The 24,692-nt window shown below is 66.2% G+C and carries 22 protein-coding genes; 7 read left to right on the plus strand and 15 right to left on the minus strand.

Translation table 11 applies throughout. The annotated features are described in order from the left end of the window. Positions 1–48 precede the first annotated feature (48 nt). From MKI84_RS19760 to zapE, 4 genes are all read right to left on the minus strand, one after another. A complete protein-coding gene (locus MKI84_RS19760) occupies positions 49–3,024 on the minus strand; it encodes a 2-oxoglutarate dehydrogenase E1 component (RefSeq protein ID WP_241621977.1) in 2,976 nt (991 codons plus the stop codon). A 343-nt stretch (positions 3,025–3,367) separates the two neighbouring features. Further along, on the minus strand, positions 3,368–4,333 hold the full coding sequence (gene mdh / locus MKI84_RS19765) for a malate dehydrogenase (protein ID WP_241621978.1): 966 nt from the start codon (positions 4,331–4,333) through the stop codon (positions 3,368–3,370). A gap of 322 nt (positions 4,334–4,655) precedes the next feature. After that, positions 4,656–5,372 (minus strand): DUF1003 domain-containing protein, encoded by a 717-nt coding sequence (locus MKI84_RS19770; protein ID WP_241621979.1) that lies wholly within the window; start codon positions 5,370–5,372, stop codon positions 4,656–4,658. A 61-nt stretch (positions 5,373–5,433) separates the two neighbouring features. After that, positions 5,434–6,648, minus strand: a complete 1,215-nt coding sequence (gene zapE, locus MKI84_RS19775) for a cell division protein ZapE (protein ID WP_241621980.1) — start codon at positions 6,646–6,648, stop codon at positions 5,434–5,436. Positions 6,649–7,006: 358 nt separating this feature from the next. Here zapE and MKI84_RS19780 point away from each other — a divergent pair, with 358 nt between their 5' ends. The 3 genes from MKI84_RS19780 (at position 7,007) to MKI84_RS19790 (ending at position 10,919) form a co-directional block, all read left to right on the plus strand. Continuing rightward, entirely contained in the window at positions 7,007–7,648 is a 642-nt protein-coding gene (locus MKI84_RS19780) for a GNAT family N-acetyltransferase (RefSeq protein ID WP_241621981.1), read from the plus strand. A 128-nt stretch (positions 7,649–7,776) separates the two neighbouring features. Further along, positions 7,777–10,245, plus strand: a complete 2,469-nt coding sequence (locus MKI84_RS19785; protein ID WP_241621982.1) for a DUF3772 domain-containing protein — start codon at positions 7,777–7,779, stop codon at positions 10,243–10,245. 65 nt (positions 10,246–10,310) lie between these two features. Further along, positions 10,311–10,919: a CAP domain-containing protein gene (locus MKI84_RS19790; RefSeq protein WP_241621983.1), complete on the plus strand. Its 609-nt coding sequence runs from the start codon at positions 10,311–10,313 to the stop codon at positions 10,917–10,919. A 6-nt stretch (positions 10,920–10,925) separates the two neighbouring features. On the opposite strand, the gene MKI84_RS19795 is transcribed toward MKI84_RS19790, so the two are convergent. Together MKI84_RS19795 and MKI84_RS19800 are read right to left on the minus strand one after the other, a co-directional pair. Next, the gene (locus MKI84_RS19795; protein WP_241621984.1) at positions 10,926–12,056 is read right to left on the minus strand and encodes a CobW family GTP-binding protein; all 1,131 of its coding nucleotides are present in this window, start codon (positions 12,054–12,056) and stop codon (positions 10,926–10,928) included. A gap of 60 nt (positions 12,057–12,116) precedes the next feature. Next, positions 12,117–13,400, minus strand: a complete 1,284-nt coding sequence (locus MKI84_RS19800; RefSeq protein ID WP_241621985.1) for a D-alanyl-D-alanine carboxypeptidase family protein — start codon at positions 13,398–13,400, stop codon at positions 12,117–12,119. Positions 13,401–13,685: 285 nt separating this feature from the next. On the opposite strand from MKI84_RS19800, the gene hisE reads away from it, so the two are divergent. Further along, positions 13,686–14,114, plus strand: a complete 429-nt coding sequence (hisE, locus tag MKI84_RS19805; RefSeq protein WP_241621986.1) for a phosphoribosyl-ATP diphosphatase — start codon at positions 13,686–13,688, stop codon at positions 14,112–14,114. A gap of 76 nt (positions 14,115–14,190) precedes the next feature. Beyond that, positions 14,191–14,772 carry a YqaA family protein gene (locus tag MKI84_RS19810; RefSeq protein ID WP_241621987.1) on the plus strand — a complete coding sequence of 194 codons (582 nt, stop codon included), beginning with the start codon at positions 14,191–14,193 and terminating at the stop codon, positions 14,770–14,772. Between the two features lie 10 nt (positions 14,773–14,782). Here MKI84_RS19810 and cysW read toward each other — a convergent pair whose 3' ends face one another. The 9 genes from cysW to MKI84_RS19855 all read right to left on the minus strand — a co-directional run bounded on the left by cysW (position 14,783) and on the right by MKI84_RS19855 (position 23,123). Beyond that, the gene (cysW, locus tag MKI84_RS19815) at positions 14,783–15,613 is read right to left on the minus strand and encodes a sulfate ABC transporter permease subunit CysW (RefSeq protein WP_241621988.1); all 831 of its coding nucleotides are present in this window, start codon (positions 15,611–15,613) and stop codon (positions 14,783–14,785) included. Further along, entirely contained in the window at positions 15,610–16,482 is an 873-nt protein-coding gene (gene cysT, locus MKI84_RS19820; protein WP_241621989.1) for a sulfate ABC transporter permease subunit CysT, read from the minus strand. The genes cysW and cysT overlap by 4 nt, the downstream gene beginning before the upstream one ends. Before the next feature lie 102 nt (positions 16,483–16,584). After that, positions 16,585–17,607, minus strand: a complete 1,023-nt coding sequence (locus tag MKI84_RS19825; protein WP_241621990.1) for a sulfate ABC transporter substrate-binding protein — start codon at positions 17,605–17,607, stop codon at positions 16,585–16,587. 202 nt (positions 17,608–17,809) lie between these two features. Continuing rightward, on the minus strand, positions 17,810–18,565 hold the full coding sequence (locus tag MKI84_RS19830; protein ID WP_241621991.1) for a phosphoadenylyl-sulfate reductase: 756 nt from the start codon (positions 18,563–18,565) through the stop codon (positions 17,810–17,812). Positions 18,566–18,569: 4 nt separating this feature from the next. Next, on the minus strand, positions 18,570–19,076 hold the full coding sequence (locus tag MKI84_RS19835) for a DUF934 domain-containing protein (protein ID WP_241621992.1): 507 nt from the start codon (positions 19,074–19,076) through the stop codon (positions 18,570–18,572). Next, a complete protein-coding gene (locus MKI84_RS19840; protein ID WP_241621993.1) occupies positions 19,063–20,718 on the minus strand; it encodes a nitrite/sulfite reductase in 1,656 nt (551 codons plus the stop codon). Before MKI84_RS19840 ends, MKI84_RS19835 begins: the two co-directional genes overlap by 14 nt. Before the next feature lie 33 nt (positions 20,719–20,751). Next, complete coding sequence (locus MKI84_RS19845) at positions 20,752–21,057, minus strand: DUF2849 domain-containing protein (protein ID WP_241621994.1); 306 nt, start codon at positions 21,055–21,057, stop codon at positions 20,752–20,754. 120 nt (positions 21,058–21,177) lie between these two features. Beyond that, positions 21,178–21,930: a DUF429 domain-containing protein gene (locus tag MKI84_RS19850; protein WP_241621995.1), complete on the minus strand. Its 753-nt coding sequence runs from the start codon at positions 21,928–21,930 to the stop codon at positions 21,178–21,180. Between the two features lie 11 nt (positions 21,931–21,941). After that, a complete protein-coding gene (locus tag MKI84_RS19855; protein ID WP_241621996.1) occupies positions 21,942–23,123 on the minus strand; it encodes an NAD(P)/FAD-dependent oxidoreductase in 1,182 nt (393 codons plus the stop codon). A 118-nt stretch (positions 23,124–23,241) separates the two neighbouring features. On the opposite strand from MKI84_RS19855, the gene MKI84_RS19860 reads away from it, so the two are divergent. Together MKI84_RS19860 and MKI84_RS19865 are read left to right on the plus strand one after the other, a co-directional pair. After that, positions 23,242–24,141, plus strand: coding sequence for an HpcH/HpaI aldolase/citrate lyase family protein (locus MKI84_RS19860; protein WP_241621997.1), 900 nt, complete (start codon positions 23,242–23,244; stop codon positions 24,139–24,141). Positions 24,142–24,156: 15 nt separating this feature from the next. Next, positions 24,157–24,360: a DUF1737 domain-containing protein gene (locus MKI84_RS19865; protein WP_241621998.1), complete on the plus strand. Its 204-nt coding sequence runs from the start codon at positions 24,157–24,159 to the stop codon at positions 24,358–24,360. The last annotated feature ends 332 nt before the right edge of the window (positions 24,361–24,692 follow it).

The following is a 24,692-nucleotide window of genomic DNA, read 5'->3' on the forward strand; positions in this document are numbered from 1 at the left end:
GCCGGCGCTCCCTTCGGTTCGTCAATCGGTCGAGACGCGCGGGGCTTGTCAGCCCAGCGCGTCCTGCAGGAACGCCTTGAGCTGGGCCAGATGCTTCGACATGAGGCCCGTCGCGGTGGCGGCGGAAGCGGGGCGGCCGGTATAGCGCGGGCGGGCCGAGGCCGAACCGGTCTGTTCCAGTACCCACTCCAGATAAGGCTGCACGAAAGCCCAGGCGCCCTGGTTCTTCGGCTCTTCCTGGCACCAGACGATCTCGGCCTGCTTGAAGCGCGAGAGTTCCTGAACCAGCGTCTTGAGCGGGAACGGGAAGAGCTGCTCGACGCGCATCAGGTAGATGTCGTCGATACCCCGGCGCTCACGCTCCTCGTAGAGGTCGTAATAGACCTTGCCGCTGCACAGCACGACCCGGCGGATCTCGCTGTCCGGCTTGAGGATGATGGCTTCGGGAGCCTTCACCGTCTGGCTTTGCGCGTCGTCCCACAGCACGCGGTGGAACGTCGTGCCGGCGCCGAACTCGGCGAGCGAGGAGACGGCGCGCTTGTGGCGCAGCAGGCTCTTCGGCGTCATCAGGATCAGCGGCTTGCGGAAGTCGCGATTGAGCTGGCGGCGCAGGGCATGGAAATAATTCGCCGGCGTCGTCAGGTTGGCGACCTGCATGTTGTCCTCGGCGCACATCTGGAGATAGCGCTCCAGACGGGCGGAGGAGTGCTCCGGGCCCTGGCCTTCATAGCCGTGCGGCAGCAGGCAGACGAGGCCGGACATGCGCAGCCACTTGCGTTCGCCCGACGACAGGAACTGATCGAAGATCACCTGCGCACCGTTGGCGAAGTCGCCGAACTGGGCTTCCCAGAGCGTCAGCGCGTTGGGCTCGGAGAGCGAGTAGCCATATTCGAAGCCGAGCACCGCCTCTTCCGAGAGCATCGAGTTGATGACCTCGTAATGCGCCTGCTTGTCCGACAGGTGGTTAAACGGGGTGTGCCGGTCCTCGTTCTCCTGGTCGATCAGCACCGAATGGCGCTGCGAGAAGGTGCCACGCTCGCTGTCCTGGCCGGACAGGCGAACGGGGTGGCCGTCGAGCAGCAGCGTGCTGAAGGCCAGCGCCTCGGCGGTCGACCAGTCGATCCCGGCGCCGTCTTCCACGATCGCCTTGCGGCGGGCGTCGAGGAAGCGCTGGATGGTGCGGTGGACGTGGAAACCCTCCGGCACGCTGGTGATCTTGCGGCCGATCTCGCGCAGCTCGTCGAGCGCGACGCCGGTCACGCCGCGGCGCGGGTCGTCCTCGCTGTCGGCGACCTTCAGGCCGGCCCAGCGGCCGTCCAGCCAATCGGCCTTGTTGGGCTTGTAGGCCTGGCCGGCATCATATTCGCCGTCGAGCCGCGAGCGCCATTCGGCCCTCATCTTGTCGAACTCGCCCGCCTCGATCACGCCCTCGGCTTCGAGCTTCTTCGAGTAGATTTCGAGCGTGGTCGGGTGCTGCTTGATGGCCTTGTACATCAGCGGCTGGGTAAAGGCCGGCTCGTCGCCTTCGTTGTGACCGAAGCGGCGGTAGCAGAACATGTCGACCACCACCGGCTTGCGGAAGCGCTGGCGGAACTCGATCGCGATCTTGGCGGCGAAGGTCACCGCCTCGGGGTCGTCGCCGTTCACATGGAAGATCGGCGCCTCGATGGTCTTCGCCACGTCCGACGGATAGGGCGAGGAGCGCGAGAAGCGCGGATAGGTGGTGAAGCCGATCTGGTTGTTGATGATGAAGTGGATCGAGCCGCCGGTCTGGTGACCCTTGAGGCCGGACAGGCCGAGGCATTCGGCCACGACGCCCTGGCCGGCGAAGGCCGCGTCGCCGTGCAGCAGCAGCGGCAGCACCTGGGTCCGCTCCTGGTCGTGCAGCAGATCCTGCTTGGCGCGGGACTTGCCGAGCACCACCGGGTCGACGATTTCCAGATGGGAGGGGTTCGCGGTCAGCGACAGATGAACCTGGTTGCCGTCGAACTCGCGGTCCGAAGAGGCGCCGAGGTGATACTTCACGTCGCCGGAGCCTTCCACCTCGTCGGGCGCCCAGGAGCCGCCCTTGAACTCGTGGAACAGCGCGCGGTGCGGCTTGCCCATCACCTGCGTCAGCACGTTCAGGCGGCCGCGATGGGCCATGCCGAGCACGATCTCCTTCACGCCGAGCTGGCCGCCGCGCTTGATGATCTGCTCCAGCGCCGGGATCAGGCTTTCGCCACCGTCAAGGCCGAAGCGCTTGGTGCCGGTGTAGCGGACATCGAGGAACTTCTCGAAGCCTTCGGCCTCCACCAGCTTGTTCAGGATGGCGCGCTTGCCCTCGCGGGTGAAGCTGATTTCCTTGTCCGGACCTTCGATGCGCTCCTGGATCCACGCCTTCTCCTCGGGCGAGGAGATGTGCATGAATTCGACGCCGAGCGTGGCGCAATAGGTGCGCTGCAGGATCGCGACCATCTGGCGGACGGTGGCGAACTCCATGCCGAGGACATGATCGATAAAGATCGGTCGGTCGAGGTCGGCCTCGCGGAAGCCATAGGACACCGGGTCCAACTCAGGAGCGAGGCGCTCGGGTTCAAGCCCCAGCGGGTCGAGCTTGGCGTGCAGATGGCCGCGCATGCGATAGGCGCGGATCATCATCAGCGCCTTGACGGAGTCGCGGGTCGCCTGCTGCACATCGGCGGAGGAAAGCTCGACGCCGGTCTTCTGCGCCTTCTCGGCGACCTTGGCCTCGACCTTCTTGCCGACGGCCTTCTCGACCTCGATCCAGTTGCCGTCCATGGCCGAGACCAGCTCGCCATTGGCATGAATCGGCCAGTTGTCCCGCTTCCAGGAGGCGCCGCGGGCGCTCTTTTCGACATCGGCGGGGGCGTCCTTCAGGCCGGCGAAGAAGGCCTGCCATTCCGCATCCACCGACGAAGGGTCGGCCTCAAAGCGGGCATAGAGGTCTTCGATCCAGGCCGCATTGGCGCCGTAGAGGAAGGAGGTGTTGAGCAAGGCTTCGTTCAAGTCCGCGCGCGACATAGTCGGCTCCTAGGGGACCACTATTGGTCCGGGGGCGGAGCTTTCATCCCGAAAATCCTGCCCGCAAGGAGCGGAGAGGGTGTCCGGTTGCCCCGGATATTCGGGGCGAAAGCTCGGGTCAGCGTCTATATGGGTCTCGTGTTGACTTCATGAATGCCGCAGGAATGCGGCGCAGTCCTGCAAAAAAGCACCACGGGACGTTCCCGCCAGTCTCATAAGCACGTCAGTCACAGGCACGTCATTCACAGGCACGTTAGCAAGATCGACACCATGAGCCGGGTGGAAAGGGCAGCCCCCGAACTTGTGAAGGCTGCCCGGTTCCGCGCCGGCCGTCCGACCGGCCTTACTTGGCCAGGTCGGGGGCGATCTTCTTGCACTCGCCGACCAGTTCCTCGACCGAGGCGATCGACTTGTCGAGCATCGCCTGCTCAGCCGCGTCGAGGCTGATCTCCACCACGCGCTCGACGCCGCCGGCGCCGATGATCACCGGCACGCCGAGATAGAGGCCGTCCACGCCATATTCGCCCGTCAGGTAGGCGGCGCAGGGCAGCAGGCGCTTCTTGTCGCGCAGATAGGAGGTCGCCATCTCGATGGCCGACGCTGCGGGAGCGTAGAAGGCCGAGCCGGTCTTGAGCAGATTGACGATCTCGCCGCCGCCCTTGCGCGTGCGGTCGACGATCGCGTCCATCTTCTCCTGGCTGGTCCAGCCCATCTTCACCAGGTCCGGCAGCGGGATGCCGGCGACGCCGGAGTAGCGCACCAGCGGGACCATGTCGTCGCCGTGGCCGCCGAGCACGAAGGCGGTGACGTCCTCAACCGAGACGTTGAACTCATCGGCGAGGAAGTAGCGGAAGCGCGCGCTGTCCAGCACGCCGGCCATGCCGACCACCTTGTGAGTGGGCAGGCCCGAGGCCTTCTGCAGCGCCCACACCATGGCGTCGAGCGGGTTGGTGATGCAGATCACGAACGCGTCGGGGGCGTATTTGGCGATGCCCGCGCCGACCTGTTCCATGACCTTCAGGTTGATGCCGATCAGGTCCGAGCGGCTCATGCCCGGCTTGCGGGGCACGCCCGCGGTGACGATGATCACGTCGGCGCCGGCGATTGCCTCATAGGAATTCGTGCCCGAGAGGTCGGCGTCGAAGCCGAGCACCGGAGCGGCCTCGGCGATGTCGAGACTCTTGCCCTGAGGAATACCTTCCGCGACATCGAACAGAACGACGTCGCCAAGTTCCTTGAGACCCGCGAGAAGGGCGAGCGTGCCGCCGATCTGGCCGGCCCCGATCAGTGCAATCTTTGCTCGAGCCATGAGATTTCCTGACATTCCTTGGGAGAGGTGCGGCGCTCCGCCGCGCGGCTTCCGATAACCCTTCTCGCCGCGTGGTTCAAGCGATGAAGGCCGTTAGTGTAAACATGGAACGCTACGACTTTCCGACAATGCTTTGGCATATGGAATACAAGATTCCCAATGCCTGACCGGGGCATTGCCTATTCTCCGGAATTCATCGATCAGAGGTATCTGGATAGGTTTTTGCGGGCTGTTCTGCCGTCCTCGGCGCAACGCTGCCATGCCTCCGGCGAGGGGCTTCGCCTGTGTGTTTTGATCGTCGCGGTCCCGCCCCGCCGTCGTTCTAGCGGCGGCGCTCCAGCAGGTCTTCCATCAGCTCGATCTGGATCGACTGCATTTCCGCCAGACGCTGCCACTGGTGGGTGAGCATGTGGTCGACCTTTTCGTGCAGATGCCGGATTTCCAGCTCGGCCTTGAGGTTGACCCGATAGTCGTTCTCCGAGCGCAGCCGGTCCTTCGCCTCCTGCCGCTTCTGGCTCATCATGATGATCGGCGCCTGAAACGCGGCGATGCACGACAGGACGAGGTTCAGCAGGATGAACGGGTAGGGGTCGAACGGCGCCGACGCCGCCAGCGCGACGTTCAGGCTCATCCAGATCAGGATCAGCGCGCTGAAGGAAAGGATGAAGGTCCAGCTTCCGCCGAACCTCGCGATGGTGTCGGAGGCGCGCTCGGCGAAGCTGCGGCGCTCGTCGATCTCGATCTCGATATTCTCGGCCAGGATGTCGTTCTGCGCGAGGCTGTCGATCACGTCGCGGTCAAGCTCGCTCAGCGCGCCACGTTCGGCCTCCAGTGTCTGCGCGATGAAAGCGGCGCGTTCGCGCGAGAGTGCCGCCCGCGAAATCAGCGCGTCCGGCGGCAGTTCGGGATGGAGGGAGCGGATATGATCGGCCAGCGACGGCCGCAGCATGTCGAGCCGCACACCGTCGCGGGCGGTGATGCTCTGCCCCGTCAGCGCGCATTTATGCGTGGCGTTGTCTTTGTGGCCGTTCCTGCTCATGACGTCATTCCTGTCTGGGACGCCCTGCCTGCCGCTCCATGTCGCCCGGCGCCTGACCGGATCAGGTCTCGACCAACCCGGTCGTGTCCCCGCTCGCCTGCGAGTCGCCGCGTCCGTGCGGGCGGGCGATATAGTCGCTGGAACGCATCTCGTGCAGGCGCGACACGGTGCGCGCCCATTCGAATGCCTCCGCGCCCTCGGTGCCGAGATAGAGGTTCTCCGGCTCCGCCGCGGCCGAGGCCACCAGCTTGACGCCCTTCTCGTACAACTCGTCGATCAGGGTGATGAAGCGCTTGGCCTCGTTGCGCCGGTCCTGGTCGAGCTGGGGAATGTGTTCGATCAGGAGCGTGTGATAGGTGCGGGCGATGCGCAGATAATCCGAGGCACCGAGCGGCGCGCCGCACAGATCCTCGAAGCTGAAGCGTGCCGCGCCGCTGCCCGCGCGCGGCACGACGATGGTGCGCCCGGCCGATTCCACGGTCTGGCGCGTGCCGCCATCCATGCCGACGAGACGGTGCCAGATCTTCTCCATCTCGCGGTCGATATCGGTCTGGGTCTCGTGGCCGGTTGGCACATGCCAGCTGCGCACGCCGTCCAGCTTCTCCATGCGGTAGTCGGTCGGCGATTCGATCCGCACCACATCCATGTGCTGCTGGATCTGCGCGATGAAGGGCAGGAACAGCGCGCGGTTGAGGCCGCCTTCGTACAGGTTTTCCGGCGCGACATTGGAGGTGGCGACGATGACGACGCCGAACTCGAACAGCTTTTCGAACAGCCGGCCGAGGATCATGGCGTCGGCAATGTCGGTGACGTGAAACTCGTCGAAGCACAGCAGCCACGCTTCCTCGTAGAGCGCGGTTGCGACGATCGCGATCGGGTCGGCTTCCTTGATGCGCCCCGCCTTCATGTCGCCGCGCACCTTGAAGATGCGGGCATGCACGTCGGCCATGAATTCGTGGAAATGGGCGCGGCGCTTGCGCTTGCGCACTGCGACGCACTCGTAGAACAGATCGACCAGCATGGTCTTGCCGCGCCCGACCGAGCCGTGAATGTACAGGCCGCGCACGCGAGGAATGGTGTCCTCGCGCTTGGCGAACAGCCAGCCGAGCGCGGAGGATTTGCGCGCGAGGCGGCGCGTGGCGATGCGCTGCTCGAGATCGGCCAGCGCCGCGACCACGCGTGCCTGCCCGGCATCGGGAACGATGTCGCCGGCCGCCATGCGGGCTACATAGCGCGCCGCGAGGACCGAGCCCCCGGCTTCGGCGGTGAGCTCCATCTCGGCCCAACTCCCCTGTCTATTGCAGTGCACGCTTAGCGGCAGTGCGGGCATGCAGCAAGTATCCAGTGCCGCTTCTAGAACGAAGGTGGCGTGCGATACGGCCGCAGATATCGGCGCTGCCGTGCAATCGTGCAAGCAGCAACCCGCCTCCATCGCGCCGGCGTTGCTTTATCGATATAAGGCGCGGGTCGGCTGCATTCCCTAATTGTCGCTTCCGGCAAACCGGCGCACAGTTACCGCTGGACCATCAGCCATGCATGCGAGCCATGCGGTCGTGAATATTGTATTATGCTGCGCCGCGCATATTTCTGGTGCGCCGCAATAAACGAGTGGTTGCGGGTTTCGAGGCGAGACAATGCCCGGTACCGAACATTCCACGATCGACCATGCTGCGCCTGTCGCGCGGCAGGAGGCCGACCTTGCCTTCGGGCAGATCCGCAAGCTGGTTCCTTCGGACCGGCGGATTTTCCTCGAACACCTGCTTCGGCTTGATCCGCTGAGCCGCTTCATGCGCTTCGGCGGCGTGATGGCGGACAGCGCGCTGGCGCGTCATGCCACGCGGGCGATGTCGGGCGACGCCCACCTCATCGGCTATTTCGTCGAAGGCGAGCTGCGCGCGGTCGCCGAACTGCACCCGCTGCCGCGACGCGAGGGCAAGCCGGCATCGGCAGAGGCGGCGTTCAGCGTCGAGCGGCCCTGGCAGGGCAGGGGCATCGGCTCGTCGCTGATGCGCCAGCTCGTGCTGATCGCGCAGAATCGCGGCATCGAGGACCTTCAGGTGGTGTTCCTGCCGAATAATGGCCGGATGAAGCGCCTCGCGGTGCAGCAAGCCGCGGACTTCTCGCTGGACTGCGAGGAGGTGGTCGGTCACATGCGCACCCCGCCGGCTACTCCGTTCTCGCGGCTGCGCGAGCTGATCGGCGACGTGTTCGCGGTCTTCGCGTCGGCGTCGGAGATTCAGGAGCGCATGCTGCCTCCCCCGATGCGCGGCAACTGAGCGCGCGCCCGACCATTTATCGGGCTTCGCGCTGCAGAATGCTCGATCGGGTTGCGACTTAGCCGCGACCGCCTTGACTTGGCCGCTATCGAGCCCGAGACAGGAAGCCGTCTCGCTCGAATCCGCTAATGATCATGGCATTTTATCGCACACAGGCCTGCGCGTGGCGCGCGCTTGGGTTTCATCTGTTCGCAGCGGTCGTTCTGCTGCTGATCGTGGGTGCCGGCCTCGGCGGCCCGGCAGCGGCTCAGCCGGCCAATGATCAGGCGGCGATCCACGCCAAGCTTGAGGGCCAGCGCGCCATCGTCGACAGCGTCGAGGCTGCGCTTGGCCGTGACAATCTGAGCTCGTCCGATCTCGACGGTCTGCGCGCCCGGATCGACCCGGTGCGCGACGAACTGACCGCCGGCGTCGCCCTGCTGGACCCTCTGCTCGGTGAACTCCAGAAGCGTATCCAGGAAATCGGCCCCAAGCCGGCCGACGATGCGCCACCGGAAAATCCATCGATCACCCATGAGCGCGATCTTCTCACCACGCGCGCCTCCGAGCTGGACGGCGTGCTCAAGCAGGCGCGGCTGCTGAAGGTGCGCGCCGATCAGGTCGCTGACCGGATCACCAGCCGGCGTCGCGCGCTGTTTACCGACACGCTGCTGCTGCGCACCTACAGTGCGCTCGATCCCCAGCTCTGGATCGCCGCTGCCGCCGCCCTGCCGGGCGAACTCCGCGGTATCAGCTATCTGGTGAGCGACTGGAAGGCCTTCGCCAATGCGCGGATGTCGATCGCCGGGCAGATGGCCGTGGCCTTCGGCGTGCTGTGCATCGTAGGTTTCGTGTTCGGGCTCCAGCGCTTCACCACCCGGCCGATCCGCCGGGTCGAGGAGGGTGAGGCCGGGGAGGAACTGACGCGCCTGAAAGCGTGCGCGCTGTCCGCGCTGATCGCGCTGGTCAACATGGCTGCCGCCCCGCTGGCGCTGTTCGCCGCGCTGGCGCTGCTGGATGCGTTCAACCTGATCCCCCCGCGGGTAGCCGAGGTCGCGCAGGGGCTGAGCCTTGCGGTGACGGTGGTCGCCGTCGGGCGCGGCCTGCTGCTCGGCGCGCTCGCGCCCGGCGATGATCGCCGCCGCGTGCTGCCGCTCTCCGACCAGGTCGCGAAGCTGCTCTACAATAGTGCCCTGACCGGGCTTTGGGTGCTGGCTGCCAGCGCGCTTTTGAACACACTGCACCGCGCGCTGGTGGCGCCGGTGGCGTTGACGGTCGCCACCACGGCCACCATGGCGGCGGCGCTCGTGGTGATCGCCGCGCGCAGCATCCGCAAGCTCAACGTGGACAGCCCGGACGACGAAACGCCGCCGCCGGACGCAGGGGAGACGGCGCCAGCCAGCCCGACCTCGCTGCTACAATGGATACGCTTCCCGTTCTGGTTGATGAACGCCATCATCCTGGTCGCGCTGGTCGCGGGCTACGTGAATCTTGGCGGGTTCCTCGCCTCGCGCTCGCTGATCGCGGTGGTGACGGCCGGCGCGTTCTATCTGGTCATCGCGCTGATCAATGCCTTCTTCATCGACGGCACGGCCAGCGGTCCGCGTGCGCGCGCAGTGGCGAAAATGCTTGGCGTCCGTGTGGCGAGCCTCGAACTTCTCGCGGTGCTGCTCGCTGGCGTGCTGAAGGCGGTGGCCTTCATGGTGATGCTGATCCTGGTGGTCGGCACCTGGGGCACCTCCACGGCGGACCTCAAGGATTTCGTCAATCGCATCACCTTCGGCTTCAGTATCGGCAATTCGACCATCACCATCGGGTCGGTGCTGAGCGCCATGCTGTTCCTCGCGGCGGGAATTCTCGTGGCGCGAGCGCTCCAGCGCTGGGTGGCGGTGGCGATCCTGCCGCGCACCAACTTCGATACCGGCCTGCAGAACTCGATCTCGACGATCATTGGCTATGTCGCCTCGATCGCGGTCATCGCCATGGCGATGAGTCAAATTGGCATCAATCTCGAAAACATCGCGCTGGTCGCCGGTGCGCTCTCGGTCGGTATCGGTTTCGGCCTCCAGTCGATCGTCTCGAATTTCGTCTCCGGCCTGATCCTGCTCGCCGAGCGGCCGATCCGCGTCGGCGACACGATTTCGGTGAAGGGCGAGGAAGGCTATGTGCGCCGCATCAGCGTGCGCGCCACCGAGATCGAGACCTTCGACCGCGCGGCCGTGGTCATTCCCAATTCGGACCTGATTACCGGCATGGTGAAGAACTTCACCCATGCCAACACCACGGGCCGCGTCATCGTTCCGGTCAATGTCGCCTATGACGCCGACGCCGACGAGGTGCGCGACATTCTGATCGGCTGCGCCTGCGACCATCCGCAGGTGCTGCGCTCGCCGCCGCCTCGGGTGTTCCTGCTGGCGTTCGGCGACAGCTATCTGAAGTTCGAACTGCGCTGCGTGGTCGCGAATGTCGATTACGGGCTGACGGTGAAGAGCGACCTGCATTTCGCGGTGCTGGAGCGGCTCAAGGCCGCGCGCATCGGCATTCCCTATACGCCCTGGGCGATCTATCGCGGCCAGTCCCTCGACGCCGAGACGGCGAAGGACGACGGCGGCGATTAGACCGCCTCCGCCTGAACGTGCCTGCGACGTCCCGTTTCCAGTTCCCCTTGCCCTTAGAGGCCCTGATGTCTCGACTTCCCCTCATGCATCTCGCCGGCGCGTTTCTGCTGGCCGCCCTCGTCTCGGGTTGCGCCAGCGCGCCGTCGGAGGTGCCGGTCAACGAGACCTTCTATGCGGACATGTCCAAGGGCGGCACGCTGGACCCTGCGGCTGCGGCTTCGCTGGTGAGCGACTATCGGCGGGGCAAGGGGCTCACGGCGGTCACGATCGATCCGGTGCTGATGAGCGTGGCCGAGCGGCAGGCGAAGGCGATGGCGGCGGCCGACGAACTGTCCCATTCCGTGGGTGGGCGCAGCTTCAACGCCCGGCTCAAGGGCGCCGGCTTCCGCGGGCTGAAGGCGGTGGAAAATGTCGGGGCGGGCTACCACACCCTTGCCGAGGCGTTCTCGGGCTGGCGCGATTCCCCTTCGCACAACAAGAACATGCTGCTGCCCGGCGCGACGCTGATGGGCATCGCCGCCGTGCCGGCGCCGCGCAGCAAGTACAAGGTCTACTGGGCCATGGTGCTGGCGGTTCCCGACCCGCGCACGCAAGCCCCCGCCCAGCCCGCTTCGCCCGCCGGTGGCGACACGACCGTCACCTTCGGCGGCGCGCCGATGCCCGGCGGGCAGTAGCGCGCGTCATCGCCGCAGCGTGGCCGGCGCCAGCGGATTGTCGGTCAGCGCCTTGCCATCCGGCTGGTCGAGCGCCGGCAGCCCCATGAAGGCGTCGAACAGCCGGCGGATCACGGCCGGCTCGACATCCCGCACGATCATGACCAGACGGGTGCGCCGGTCGTCGTCCGGCCAGGCGGGAAGCTGGCTCGGGGGATGCAGCACATGTTGCACGCCGTGGAGCACCAGCGGATGCTCGGGGTCTTCCGCCAGCTTCACTATGCCTTTGAGCCGCAACAGCTTGGGGCCATGCGTGCCGCGCACCAGTTCCAGGAACATGTCGATCGCCGCCGCCGACACCGGCGCTTCGGTCGCGACCGTGAAGGCGCGGATGCGGTCGTCATGGCGGTTGGCTTCGTGGGAATGGCCGCGCGCGGCCGCCTCCGCCGCATCGACCGCCTCGGCGGAGAGCCAGCGCGCGACGTCGGGAATCTTCGTGGACGGATCGAACAGGCCGGCATTGAGCAGCGCGTCGGGTGTCGCCTCGCCCTTGGCCGCATCGAGCCGCCGTGCTCCGGGCGCGAGCGTGCCGAGCCGCGCGAGCAGGGCATCGAAACCGGCCCGGCGCTCCTCGGTGTCGAGCAGGTCGGTCTTGGTGAGCACGATGCGGTCGGCAATGGCGGCCTGGCGCACTGCTTCGGGGTGTGCGTCCAGCGTCGCCGTGCCGTTGACGGCATCGACCACCGTGACCACGCCGTCGAGCCGGAAGCGCATCACCAGATAGGGATGCATCATCAGGACGTGCAGGATCGGGGCCGGATCGGCGAGGCCGGTGGTCTCGATCATCACCCGGTGAAATGGCGGAATGACGCCATTATCCATGCGGCGCAGCAGGTGCTCCAGCCCCTCCACCAGATCGCCGCGCACGGTGCAGCACAGGCACCCGGAGGCGAGCAGCACGGTGGCATCGTCGAAATGCTGCACCAGCAGGTGATCAAGGCCGATCTCGCCGAACTCGTTGATCAATACGGCGGTATCGGCAAGGCCGGGATCGCTCAGCAGGCGGTTGAGCAGCGTGGTCTTGCCCGCCCCGAGGAAGCCGGTCAGCAGGGTGACGGGGATCGGGTCCGGCTGGCGCCGGCGCGGCTCATCGGTCATGAAGGCGGTCGTCCTGTACGCGCCCTCGCGGGATCGCGCGGGGCTCTCCGCTAGATAGGCTCAGGGGGTCGGCGGCGGAAGGGGCACGGGCGCGTAGGCGGCGGCCGGCTTCGGCGCGGGCTTCTGGGCCGGCTTGACGGGCGGTCTCACCGGCGGTTTCGGCGCGCCGGCGGCGGCAGTGGCCGGCGCTTTCGGCTTATCCTTGGCGGAGGACTTCTTGGTGTCCTGCTTCTTGGCCGGCGGCGGAGGGTAGGCGGCATCCAGCGCCGCCTGGCTCGGCACCGGGCCGACCCAGACCGGGACCGGCGGCATGGAGGGCGGCAGCTTTACCAGCAGGCTTGCGCCGGTGACCGCGCCGCCGAGATCGCCCATGCCCGCGGCGACGAAACCCGTCGGTGCCGGGCCGCTGTCGTCATCGGCTTCCGAGGCGGTGTTCTTGCGCTTGCCGCCGCAGACCTGGGCCCGCATGTCCGGCGGGGCGCCGCCTTCGTTGCGCAGCGAATCCACCGTGGGCGCGGCGGCGGCGAACACGCTCCAGGAATGATTGAATCCCTTTTCCAGCAGCAGCGCGGCCTGTTCGGTGCGCTCCTTGCCGGAATTGGTGCCGAGCACCACGACCAGGACGCGCTTGTCGCCGCGCTTGGCGCTGGCGACCAGATTGAAGCCGGAGGCACAGATGAAGCCGGTCTTCATGCCGTCCGCGCCGGGATAACGGTCGATCAGCTTGTTGTAGTTGCGGATCACCCCATTGCCGAGCTTGATGGCCGGAATGCGGAACAGTTCCTCATATTCGGGGAACTCGATCATGATCGCCCGCGCCAGCACGGCGAGATCGCGCGCGGTGGTGATCTGCGCGGGATCGGGCAGCCCGTTGGGATTGGCGTAATGGGTGCCGGTCATGCCGAGATCGCGCGCGGCCTGGTTCATCTCGTTGACGAAGCCCGGCAGCGAGCCGCCCACGCCCTCGGCCAGCACCACGGCGATATCGTTGGCCGACTTCACCAGCATCATCTTGAGCGCGTTGTCGATGGTGACCTGGGTGCCGGCCTTGAAGCCCATCTTGGAGGGCTGCTGGGCCACGGCATTGTCACTCACCGTGACCAGCGTCTGTGCCGTCACCCGCCCGGCGCGGATGGCGCGGAAGGTGACGTAGGCGGTCATCAGCTTGGAGACCGAGGCCGGATACCACGGCTTGGTGGCTTCCTCGGCGAGCAGGACTTTCCCGCTATCCACCTCGATCACCAGCGAGGGCGTGGCGCGCGCCAGTGCCGGCGCGAAGGCGGCGAGAATGCCGACAAGCGCCATGATGCATTTCAGCGAAGGGAAACGGGGAAAGCTCGACACGTCTCTGTCATCCGTTCTCAGCATCCGCCGGAGGCGAATTCATCCATTGACGAGGGCTTCGACCGCGCAGGCCGGTATTCCTTTTCAATAACCCGATCGACCGCCGGGATCAAAACGCAACTGGCCCGGCAAGCCCCGCATCGCGTTCACAGCGGCGCTACCGCAGCGGATTCCCTGCTGTGCCGGGGGCGGCTATCTCCGCGCAAGGCCTGAATTTTGCTTGTAGTTCGCCTGCCGGCTGCATTCGCCACATGCCGTTCATCGAATTCGCCTTAAGGTTAAGACATGAGTGATTCGATTCGCCGTCTTCACGAGGCTGTCCTCGCCGCGCGCAAAGGCTCCGGTGCCTCCCCGCGCACCGTGCGCCTGTTCGCGAAGGGCCGCGCCTTCATCTCCAAGAAGGTGGCGGAGGAGGGGGTCGAGGTGGCGCTGGACGGCGTGACCGGCAATGCCCCCGCCGTGGTGAGCGAAAGCGCCGACCTTTTCTACAATCTGGTCGTGCTGTGGGCGGAACTCGGCATCCAGCCGGAGGACGTCTGGGCCGAGATGCGCCGGCGCGAGCAATTGCTGGGCCTCGCCGAGAAACTGCCCAAGCGCGGCGCGGGCGCGGCCAAGCGCACGGATTATGCCGCCGGCGTGCCGCCGCTGCTGCGCGGGCTTGCCGGTGAACATGCCGGCGAGGATGCCGTCATCGCCCGGCGCGGGCGGGGCTGACCGGCATCGCCGCCAGTTCCACGACGCGTTTTTTCGATCCTCCGTTTCATCGCAACCTTTTCAGTTTCGGATCATCATGCTGCGCCGCCTCTATGACTGGGTCATCAACCTCGCCGAACGCCCCCAGGCCACCTGGGCGCTGGCTGGCGTCTCTTTCGCGGAAAGCTCGTTTTTCCCGGTGCCGCCGGATGTGATGCTGGTGCCGATGTGCGTGGCGCAGCCGAAGAAGGCGTGGTGGTACGCGCTGGTCTGCACCATGGCCTCGGTGGTGGGCGGCCTGTTCGGCTACGCCATCGGCGCGCTGCTCTATGAATCGGTGGGCCTGTTCCTGATCCAGCTCTATGGCTATGGCGACAAGGTGGAAGCCTTCTCGCAGGCCTATGCCGAGTACGGGCACTGGATCATCCTGATCAAGGGCCTGACCCCGATCCCCTACAAGGTGGTGACCATCACCTCGGGCTTCGCCCATTACAGCCTGTTCTGGTTCATCGTGCTGTCGGTGATCACGCGCGGCCTGCGCTTCTTCCTGGTGGCCGGTCTGCTGTACTGGATCGGCCCCTCGGCCCGCACCTTCATCGAGGAGCGGCTGGGCCTCGTCACCGCGCTGTTCGCCGTGCTGGTGGTCGGCGGGTTCATCGCGGCGATCTACCTGTTCTGAGGTCGCCCGCTCAGCGCTGGTGGCCGCCGAGCCGGGCCTCCAGCAGGGACTTCGCCAGCAGGGTGACGATGGCGAGGAAGGCCAGCAGCGAGGCGACCGCGAAAGACGCCTGGAACTGGTACTCGTTGTAGAGGATCTCGACCTGGAGCGGGATGGTGTTGGTTTCGCCGCGCACATGGCCGGAGACCACCGACACCGCGCCGAACTCGCCCATGGCGCGGGCGTTGCACAGCAGCACGCCATAGAGCAGCGCCCATTTGATGTTGGGCAATGTCACCCGGCGGAACACGGTCCAGCCGCCGGCGCCCAGCGTCACCGCCGCCTCCTCCTCCGTCGTGCCCTGTTCCTGCATCAGCGGGATCAGCTCGCGCGCCACGAAGGGGAAGGTGACGAAGATGGTCGCCAGCGTGATGCCGGGCCAGGCGAAGATGATCTTCCAGCCATTGTCGATCAGCCACGGGCCAAAATAGCCCTGCGCGCCGAACAGCAGCACGAAGGCGAGGCCGGCCACCACCGGCGAGACCGAAAAAGGCAGGTCGATCAAGGTGATCAGGAAGCTCTTGCCGGGGAAGGCGAACTTGGTGATGGCCCAGGCCATGACCAGCCCCATCGCCGTGTTCGCGGCGACCGAGATCACGGTGACGATAAGCGTCAGCTCGATCGCCGCCAGCGCGTCGGGGTCGACCAGCGCGGCGGCGTAGGCCTCCCAGCCCTTGGAGAACGCCTGCGCGAATACGTTGATCAGCGGCAGGATCACCAGCAGGGCGACGATCAGCGCGGCGGCGCCGATGATCGCCCATTTGACAGCAGTCGGCTCGGAACGGATCGAGGGATCGCTCATTTCAGCCTCCCGGTGCGGTTTTCCTGCCAGCGCTGCAGGCCGTTGATGACGAAGAGCAGAGCGAAGGCGGCGACCAGCATGGTCGCGGCGATGGCGGTGGCGTCGGCGTAGCGGAACTCCTCCAGCCGGATCACGATCAGCAGCGGCGCGATCTCGGAGACGTTCGGCAAATTGCCGGCGATGAAGATCACCGATCCGTATTCGCCGACCGCGCGGGCGAAGGCGAGGGCGAAGCCGGTGAGGAAGGCCGGCAGCACCGCGGGCAGCACCACGCGGCGGATGGTGGTCCAGCGCCCGGCGCCGAGCGTGGCGGCGGCCTCCTCCAGCTCATGGTCGAGGTCTTCCAGCACCGGTTGCACCGTGCGCACCACGAAGGGCAGGCCGATGAAGATCAGCGCTATGAGGATGCCGAGCGGGGTGAAGGCGACCTTGATGCCGAGCGGGGCCAGCCAGGACCCGATCCAGCCATTTTCCGCGTAAAGCGTGGTGAGCGCGATGCCGGCGACGGCCGTGGGCAGGGCGAAGGGGATGTCGATCAGCGCGTCCAGCACGCGCCGTCCGGGAAAGTCATAGCGCACCAGCGCCCACACCACGACCGCGCCGAAGACGAGGTTGACGCCGGCGGCGACCAGCGAGAGGCCGAAGGAGATCTTCAGCGCGTTCAGCGTGCGTGGGGCGGTGAGGATGGCGACGAGGCGATCCAGCGGCAGCTCCGCTGTCTTCAGAAACAGCGCGGCCAGCGGGATCAGCACCACCAGCGAGAGCCAGAGCACGGTGAGGCCGAGCGTGAGGCCGAAGCCCGGGATCACGCTCTTCTGCCGCGGGGCGGCGGTCGGAAGATGGGAGACGGGCAGGTAGCTCTCGGCCAAGATCGTGCTCCGGCGCTGGGAAGACAGGCGCGCCGGACCTCAGGCAAGGTCCGGCGCAAGGTGGGCTCGCTCAGGAAGAGGCGCCTCGGGAAAGCGGGTGGTTCAGTTGGAATAGATCTGGTCGAACACGCCACCATCCGCGAAGTGGGTGGCCTGCGCCTTGCGCCAGCCGCCCAGGGCGGGATCGTCGATGGTGACGAGATTGAGCTGCGGGAACACCTTGTCGAACTGCCGGGCGACTTCCTCGTCGCGCGGGCGGTAGAAGTTCTCGGCCGCGAGCTTCTGGCCCTCCTTCGAGTAGAGGAAGGTCAAATAGGCTTCGGCGGCGGCGCGGGTGCCCTTGCGGTCGACGTTCTTGTCGACGATGGCGACCGGCGGCTCGGCGAGGATCGAGAGCGAGGGGATCACGATGTCGAACTTGTCGTCACCGAATTCCTTCTTGGACAGGAACGCCTCGTTCTCCCAGGCCAGCAGCACGTCGCCGACACCGCGCTCGGTGAAGGTGACTGTGGAGCCGCGCGCGCCGGTGTCGAGCACAGGCACGTTCTTGAACAGGGCCTTCAGGAAGTCCTTGGCCTTCGCCTCATCGCCATTGTTCTGCTTGAGCGCATAGGCATAGGCGGCGAGGTAGTTCCAGCGCGCGCCGCCCGAGGTCTTCGGGTTGGGCGTGATCACCTGCACGCCGGGCTTCACCAGGTCGTTCCAGTCCTTGATGTCCTTGGGATTGCCCTTGCGGACCAGGAACACGATGGTCGAGGTGTAGGGCGAGGAATTGTCGGGCAGGCGCTTCTGCCAATCCTTGTCGAGGAAGCCCTTATCGGCGATGGCGTCGATGTCATAGGCCAGCGCGAGGGTGACGACATCGGCTTCCAGCCCGTCAATCACCGAGCGGGCCTGCTTGCCGGAGCCGCCATGCGAGGCCTTGATCTCGATGGTCTTGCCGGTGTCCTTCTGGAATTTCTGCGCGAACAGCTTGTTGTACTGCTGATAGAGCTCGCGGGTCGGGTCATAGGACACGTTGAGCAGGCTCACATCCGCCGCCTGCGCGGCGAGCGGGGCAAAGAGCGGCAAAGCCACCGCCGCGATCAGCGCGGCCGCGGCCGCATGCTTGAAACTGAAGGACATCGGAAACTCCCTTGGAACGGCGTCTGGCCGGATTGAGGGGAGGTTTTCACGCATTCCGAGCGTGGTCAATAATAAACTACAAAATCAATAGAAAAAGAGTTTTATTGGACGATTCTGGAATGTGAAATAGACGCCGCCAACCAACATCGGCGTAAAAAACGCTTTCAAGTCAGGAAGATAAGCGGAAGCCGCGCCGATGGCGCTATTGCCCGGACAGCATGGTGTGAATGCCGCATTCGGTCTTTGCCTTGCCCTGCCAGCGGCCGGAGCGCGCATCTTCGCCCGGTTTCGCGCGGCTGGTGCAGGGCATGCAGCCTACCGACGAGAAGCCCTTGGCGACCAGCGGGTGATCGGGCAGCGCGAAGCGCGCATGGGCGGCTTCGACATCGGCGCGGTCGAGCGAGGCCAGCGGGTTGAACTTCAACCGCCGCCCGTCGCGCTCCACCACCGGGATGAAGGCCCGCAGCCCGCCCTGATAGCGCTTGCGCCCGTTCAGCCACGCATCGAAATCACTGAGCGTGCGCGCCAGCGGCTCGACCTTGCGGATGAGGCAGCAGGAATCGGGATCGCTGAACCACAACTCGCGCTCGGGATCGCGCTCCGCCAGCCGCTCCGCGTCCGGCTGGATGGAGCGGACATCGGTGAGGCCGAGCTGGGTGGTGAGCGTGTCGCGATAGGCCAGCGTCTCCTCGAACAGCCAGCCGGTATCGAGGAACACCACCGGGATCGAGGGATCAACCTGCGCCATATAGGCGATCAGCACCGCCGATTCCGTGCCGAAGGACGAGACGAGGCACAGCCTGTCGCGCCCCACGGTGCGCACCGCCTGCGCGATGATCTCCTCGGGCGAGGCCTTGGCAAGCGCGAGCGACAGCGCTTCCACCTCGTCGCCATTCGGCGGGAGGAGGGCGCTTTCCGGCGACACGGCGTGCGAGGCGGCTTGCCCGGCGGGGATCATGATCTCACTCCTGAGCGGCGACGCGGCCGAGCCGCTGGCGCAGCAGGCTCGGGCGGCCGTCGGCGGTGGGCTGGTAGAAGACGGTATAGGTCTCCATCGCTTCATCCACCGCGGCGGCATCGGCTTCCTTGGCCGGCTCGATCTGGTCGAAGCCGGAGCGGGCCATCAGCAGGAACTGGTCGCGCAACACGTTGCCAATCGCGCGCAGCGGGCCTTTCCAGCCGAGCCGCTCGCGCAGCAGCCGGGCCTGGCTGTAGGCGCGTCCGTCGCGGAAGCTGGGGAACACCAGCGCGATCAGCGACAGCTGACCGAGAAAGGGCTCGATCTCGCCGATGGGCCGGTTGTTCGGCCAGATGATGCCGACCGGAGCCTGACGGCCCCTCAGCGCCTCGGCCTCCTTCAGGAAGCGGTCGACGCCGATCAGTACGGCCGCGCCATCAGGCAGCGCCTCGTCGTCGCCGACGCGGATGAAGCGGTCTTCGACCGGATGTCCATTCTCAATGAGCGGCATAGACGCGCTCCTTGAAGGGTTCGATGCCAAGGCGGGCGACGGTATCCACGAAAAGCTCCTGAGGCCCGCTACGCAGTTCCATATAGGTATCCACCACGTCCTCGATCAGGCCCGGGACCTGCTCGTAGGACACGGCAGGCCCGAGCAGAGTGCCGAGCTGGGCATGCTCGTCCGCCCGGCCGCCGAGCGTGATCTGGTAGAATTCCTGGCCGTTCTTCTCGACGCCGAGAATGCCGATATGGCCGACATGATGATGGCCGCAGGCATTGATGCAGCCGGAGATGTTGATGTGCAGCCGGCCGACGCCGCGCGCCTTCTCAAGATCGGCGAAACGCTTGGCGATCTCCTGCGCCACCGGAATCGCGCGGGCATTGGCCAGCGCGCAATAATCGAGGCCGGGGCAGGCGATGATGTCGTTGACGAGGTTGACGTTCGGCGTGGCGAGGCCCGCCGCCTCCAGCGCGCGCCACAGTGCCGGCAGATCCTTCTGCGCGATGTTGGGCAGGCACAGATTCTGCTCGTGGCCGACGCGGATCTCGTTGAAGCCGTAGCGCTCGGCGAGGTCGGCCACCACCTCCATCTGGTCGGCGGTGGCATCGCCCGGAGGTGCGCCGACCGGCTTCAGCGACACGGTGACGATGGCGTAGCCCGGCTGCTTGTGCGTGGTCACCGAATTGCGGTGCCAGGTGGCGAAGGCCGGGTCCTTGAGCGCCTCGGTCAGCTCGGCCGGCTGGTCGGCAAGCGTCTCGTAGGCGGGATAGAGGAAGCGGGCGCGGATGTCGGCAATGATCTCGTCGGACAGGTGCAGCGCGCCGTCGCGGATCGCCTCCCATTCCTTCTCGACCGCCGCGGCGAAGGTCTCGGCACCGATCTCGTGCACCAGGATCTTGATGCGGGCCTTGTAGATGTTGTCGCGCCGTCCGAACTGGTTGTAGACGCGCATGATCGCCTCGATATAGCTGAGGAGATGGCGCGCCGGCAGGAACTTGCGGATGCTCTTGCCGACAAACGGCGTGCGGCCGAGACCGCCGCCGACCAGCACCTCGAAGCCGAGTTCGCCCGCCTCGTTGCGATGCAGCCGCAGGCCGACATCATGCACCTTCACCGCCGCGCGGTCCTTGTCGGCCGCGGTGATGGCGATCTTGAACTTGCGGGGCAGGTAGGTGAATTCCGGGTGCAGGGTCGAATACTGACGCAGGATTTCCGCCCAGATGCGCGGGTCGTCGCATTCTTCCGGGGTGGCGCCGGCCCACTGGTCGGTGGTCACGTTGCGGATGCAGTTGCCCGAGGTTTGAATGCCATGGACGCCGACTTCCGCCAGCGACGCCATGGCGTCCGGCAGGTCCTGAAGGCTGATCCAGTTGAACTGGATGTTCTGGCGGGTGGTGAAGTGGCCATAGCCGCGATCATAGCGGCGAGCGACATGCGCCATGCGGCGCAGCTGGGTGGCCGAGAGCGTGCCATAGGGAATGGCGATGCGCAGCATATAGGCGTGAAGCTGGAGATAGACGCCATTCATCAGGCGCAGCGGCTTGAACTCGTCCTCGCTCAGCGCACCGGACAGGCGCCGCCCGACCTGATCGCGGAACTCCGCGGTCCGCTCGGCAAGGAAGGCGCGGTCGAATTCATCATAGACATACATGGCGGCAGCTTCTTTTCGGCGTCGGAATAGATGTCAGCGCGGCAGCTCGAAGGTGGGGCCGGCCACGCGGATGCGCTCGCGCAGATTGCCGGGCAGCACATGGCCGTCATCGAGGAGCACCGGGGCCACATAGGCACCGACGGCCTCGATGTCGCTCTGCTGCGCGGCAGCCAGAAGGGCGATGGCTTCCGGCGCCGTGGTCACGACGGCGGCGTCGTTGAGGTCGACGGACCAGCCATGATCGGGCGTGCGCCACACCACCACGCCATCCGTCAGGCGATTGGCGGTGACGGCGACGGGGCCATGCACTTTCAGCTTCTGTTGTTGAGGCGCAGCCATGCGACCCTGTACCCCCAATTAAATGAACGGCGAGCCTATAACACGAATTTAGAACGTGCAAAATCAATTAATGCACACGTATTCTGTGTGATATGCTAAGTGCAGAGAGAACATGGAATTTTAGGCCTGGATGCAGATCGGCAACCCTTCGGCGTCATTCTCCACAACCTCCGGAAAACGCAGGGCGTGGCCCTTGGCGATCCGCCGCGCGGTCCAGAGCGCGGCGCAGGCGTCGATCAGGTCGTCGGCGCCGACCCCCAGCACGCGGGCATGAGCGCGCGACATGAGGTGCGCCCCAAAGCCCTGTGCGGCCAGCAACTCCCGACGCAGGACAAGGCCCGGCTCATGCGGCGCGTTCTTCACCTTCTTGGCGATGTCGAGCGGCCTCTCGCCATTCATCGCCCAGAAGCTGACTTCCGGGTGGCATTCGTGGACCCGGCCGATGAGATCGCGGCGCTGGCGCAGCAGATGGTCGAGCTCGGCGATCTTCGGGAAGATGTGGAAGGCCTGCCGCGAGATGGCGCGCGGCGGTTCTGAGGTTGCGCGCGACGCGGAACAGGCATGCCGATAACGCTGGTCTTCCGGGGTGGTGGGATCAAGCGCGGCCTCGACCGCCGCGCGCGAGGGAATCGAGAACACGCTCGACTGCCGGCCGCCGAGCTTCGGACGCACCAGCCGCTCCGGCGCACGGCCCTTGGCCTCGATGCGGGCCGGGAGACCGATCGGCATGTCGATGGCGACGAGATCGGGTGCGCCGGGCCGGTCGAACAGCTCGGCGAGGCGCGTGATCCTCTCCGCATGGGTGGCGCCATCCGGCCCGGCCATCGCCGCCACCCAGCCGCCCTTGCAGCCATCGACACCGGCAAGGCGCATCCCGGCTCCCCTCAGATGATGTTCAACTCGGCATGGGGCCGGTTGGCCGCCACGCGCTCATAACCGAAGACGTCGAGATCGAGCGAGACCGAGCGGCCATGAACGATCCATTCCGCAATGGCACGGCCGGCGGCGGGGGCCTGCTGGAGACCATGGCCGGAAAAGCCGTTCATGAAGAAGAAATTCCCGACCTCCGGGTGCGGGCCGATCACGGCGTTATGGTCCAGCAGGTTCATCTCGTAATGCCCGGCCCAGGCGCGCACCAGCTTGACCTGTTCCATCGCCGGGATGCGGAAGGCGAGATTGGGCCAGGTGATCTCCTCGAAGAGCGGCCAGTCGACCTCGAAATCCTCGCCCGGATCGCGGTCTTCCTCCGGCTCCGGCGCGCCGCAGATCTGGTAGGCGCCTTCCGGGCGGATCCAGAAGCCGGTCGGGTCGACCAGCAGCGGCATGTTCGGCAGTTCGGTCCGGCAGTGCAGGACGAAGATGCAGCGCTTGCGGCCCTCGACGGGAAGGGGGATGCCGGCCATGCCGGCGACGTGCCCGGCGCGCGGCCCGGCGGCATTCACCAGCACGCCGCAGCCGAGGCGACGCCCGTCAGCGAGGGTGACACCGGTGATGCGCGCGCCCTCGCGTGCGATCGCGGTCACCTCTCCGGTGATGAACGTCGCGCCCTGGCGCTTGCCCGCCGCGCGGGTCGCGGCCAGCAAAGCATGGGCGTCGAACCAGCCCTCGCCCGAGAGGCCATAGGCGCCGGCCGAAAGCCCTTCCACATTCAGCCACGGAAAGCGCGCGGTCATCGCCTGCGGCGAGAGCAGGGCGATGTCCGCCCCTTCCGCCTTCTGCACCGCGTGATTGGCCTTGAGGATCGGCAGGCCGGCCTCGCTCGCGAGGATGAGGTAGCCGCCCTCGTGCCAGCCGAGATCGACCTCCTCGCCCAGATGCGCCTTCACATTGCGGATGAAGTCGAGCCCGTGGAGCGACATGCGGATGTTCTCGGGTATCGAGAACTGCTGGCGCAGCGAGGCGGCCGAAAGCGTGGTGGAGGCCTGCGCGAAATTGGGATCGCGCTCGATCACCGCGATGCGGCCGGTGAAGCCGGTATCGCGGGAGAGGTAATAGGCCGTCATCGCGCCCATGATGGCGCCGCCGACAATCACCACGTCATATGTTTCGTCAAAAGCCACGCTCATGGCCGTCACGCTCCGAAAGCCTGCTGATGCCGGCATGCGGCAACGAACGCGCGTTGTCACCCCGGCTCACAGCCGGATAGGCTCACGGCGCGCACTTGCCAACCTAGCCGAGCGAATCATGTCCCCACCCATCGTGCCCCGCCGTTCCGTGCTGTTCATGCCCGGCTCCAATCCCCGCGCACTCGAAAAGGCCCGCTCGCTGCCCGCCGACAGTATCGTCATCGACCTTGAGGACGCCGTGGCCCCCGACGCCAAGGCGGAAGCGCGCGAAGGGGCGGCGCGCGCGGTGAGCGAGGGCGGCTTTGGGCCGCGCGAGGTGGTGATCCGCGCCAATGCGGTCGATACGCCCTGGTTCGAGGACGATCTGGCCGCCATCGCCGCGGTGAGCGCGAGCGGGGCGGGGCCGGACGCGTTGCTGCTGCCCAAGGTGTCGGACCCGGAGGTGCTGTTTGTCGCCTCCCGCCGGCTGGAAGCGCTGGGCGCGGCGCCCTCGCTGCGGCTATGGGCGATGATCGAGACACCCATCGCGGTGCTGCGCGCCACGGAGATCGCCATGGCGGCTCGAAATCCGCAATCGCGCCTTGCCGTGCTGGTGCTCGGCACCAACGACCTGTCCAAGGAGACTCGCACCCGCATCGTCCCCGGCCGCTTGCCGATGCTGGCCTGGCTGTCGCAGTGCGTGTTGGCGGCGCGGGCCGGGGGCGTCGACGTGCTCGATGCGGTGTGGAACGATTTTCGCGACATTGACGGCTTCACGGCCGAATGCGCGCAGGCCGTCGAGCTCGGCTTCGATGGCAAGACACTGATCCATCCCAGCCAGATTGAGCCCGCCAATGCCGCTTTCACGCCACCCGAGGACGAAGTGGCCCGGGCGCGCGAGCTGATCGCGCTGTTCGACCAGCCGGAGAATGCCGGCAAGGGCGTTCTGCAGATGAACGGGCGGATGGTCGAGCGCATGCACGCCGACATCGCCCGCAAGACCGTGACGCTCGCCGACGCCATCGCCGCGCGGGCCTGACAAGAGGAAAGCATCATGAAGCTCTATCGCTATCTCACCGGCCCGGACGATGTGTCGTTCTGCAAGCGGATCTCGGCCGCGCTCAACAAGGGCTGGCAGCTTCAGGGCAGCCCGACCCTGACGTTCGACCCCGTGAAAGGCCGCGTGATCTGCGGTCAGGCCATCGTCAAGGAGGTCGAGGGCGAATGGTCGGATGAGGTGGTGCTGTCGGATCATTGACGGCTGGAGGACCGCAAACCGTTGCGCGGGAAGGCACAGGCCGGTGCGGGAGCACCGGCCTTTTTCGTCCGGTCACGGCCTCGCGAGCGGTGGTGCAGGCCGGGAATCCCGGGCCGATTTTTGCGGTGCAGCGCGGGTAGCGGAAAGGGTCAGAATTCCTAACCTATTGATTGGTCAGGATTTCTGACGGATCGAGACCTGTCTTGTCCACAGCGTGTTTGATGTGACGAATTTCTGAAAAGTCGTGTTGACATACGGGGATGGAGGGTCCTATAAAGCGGCCATCGACGGGGCGCGCCGCTGACGCGGTGCTGACGCTCCTCTGGTTGATC

It is taken from the genome of Ancylobacter gelatini (assembly GCF_022601675.1).
In the GTDB taxonomy this organism is placed as follows: domain Bacteria; phylum Pseudomonadota; class Alphaproteobacteria; order Rhizobiales; family Xanthobacteraceae; genus Ancylobacter; species Ancylobacter gelatini.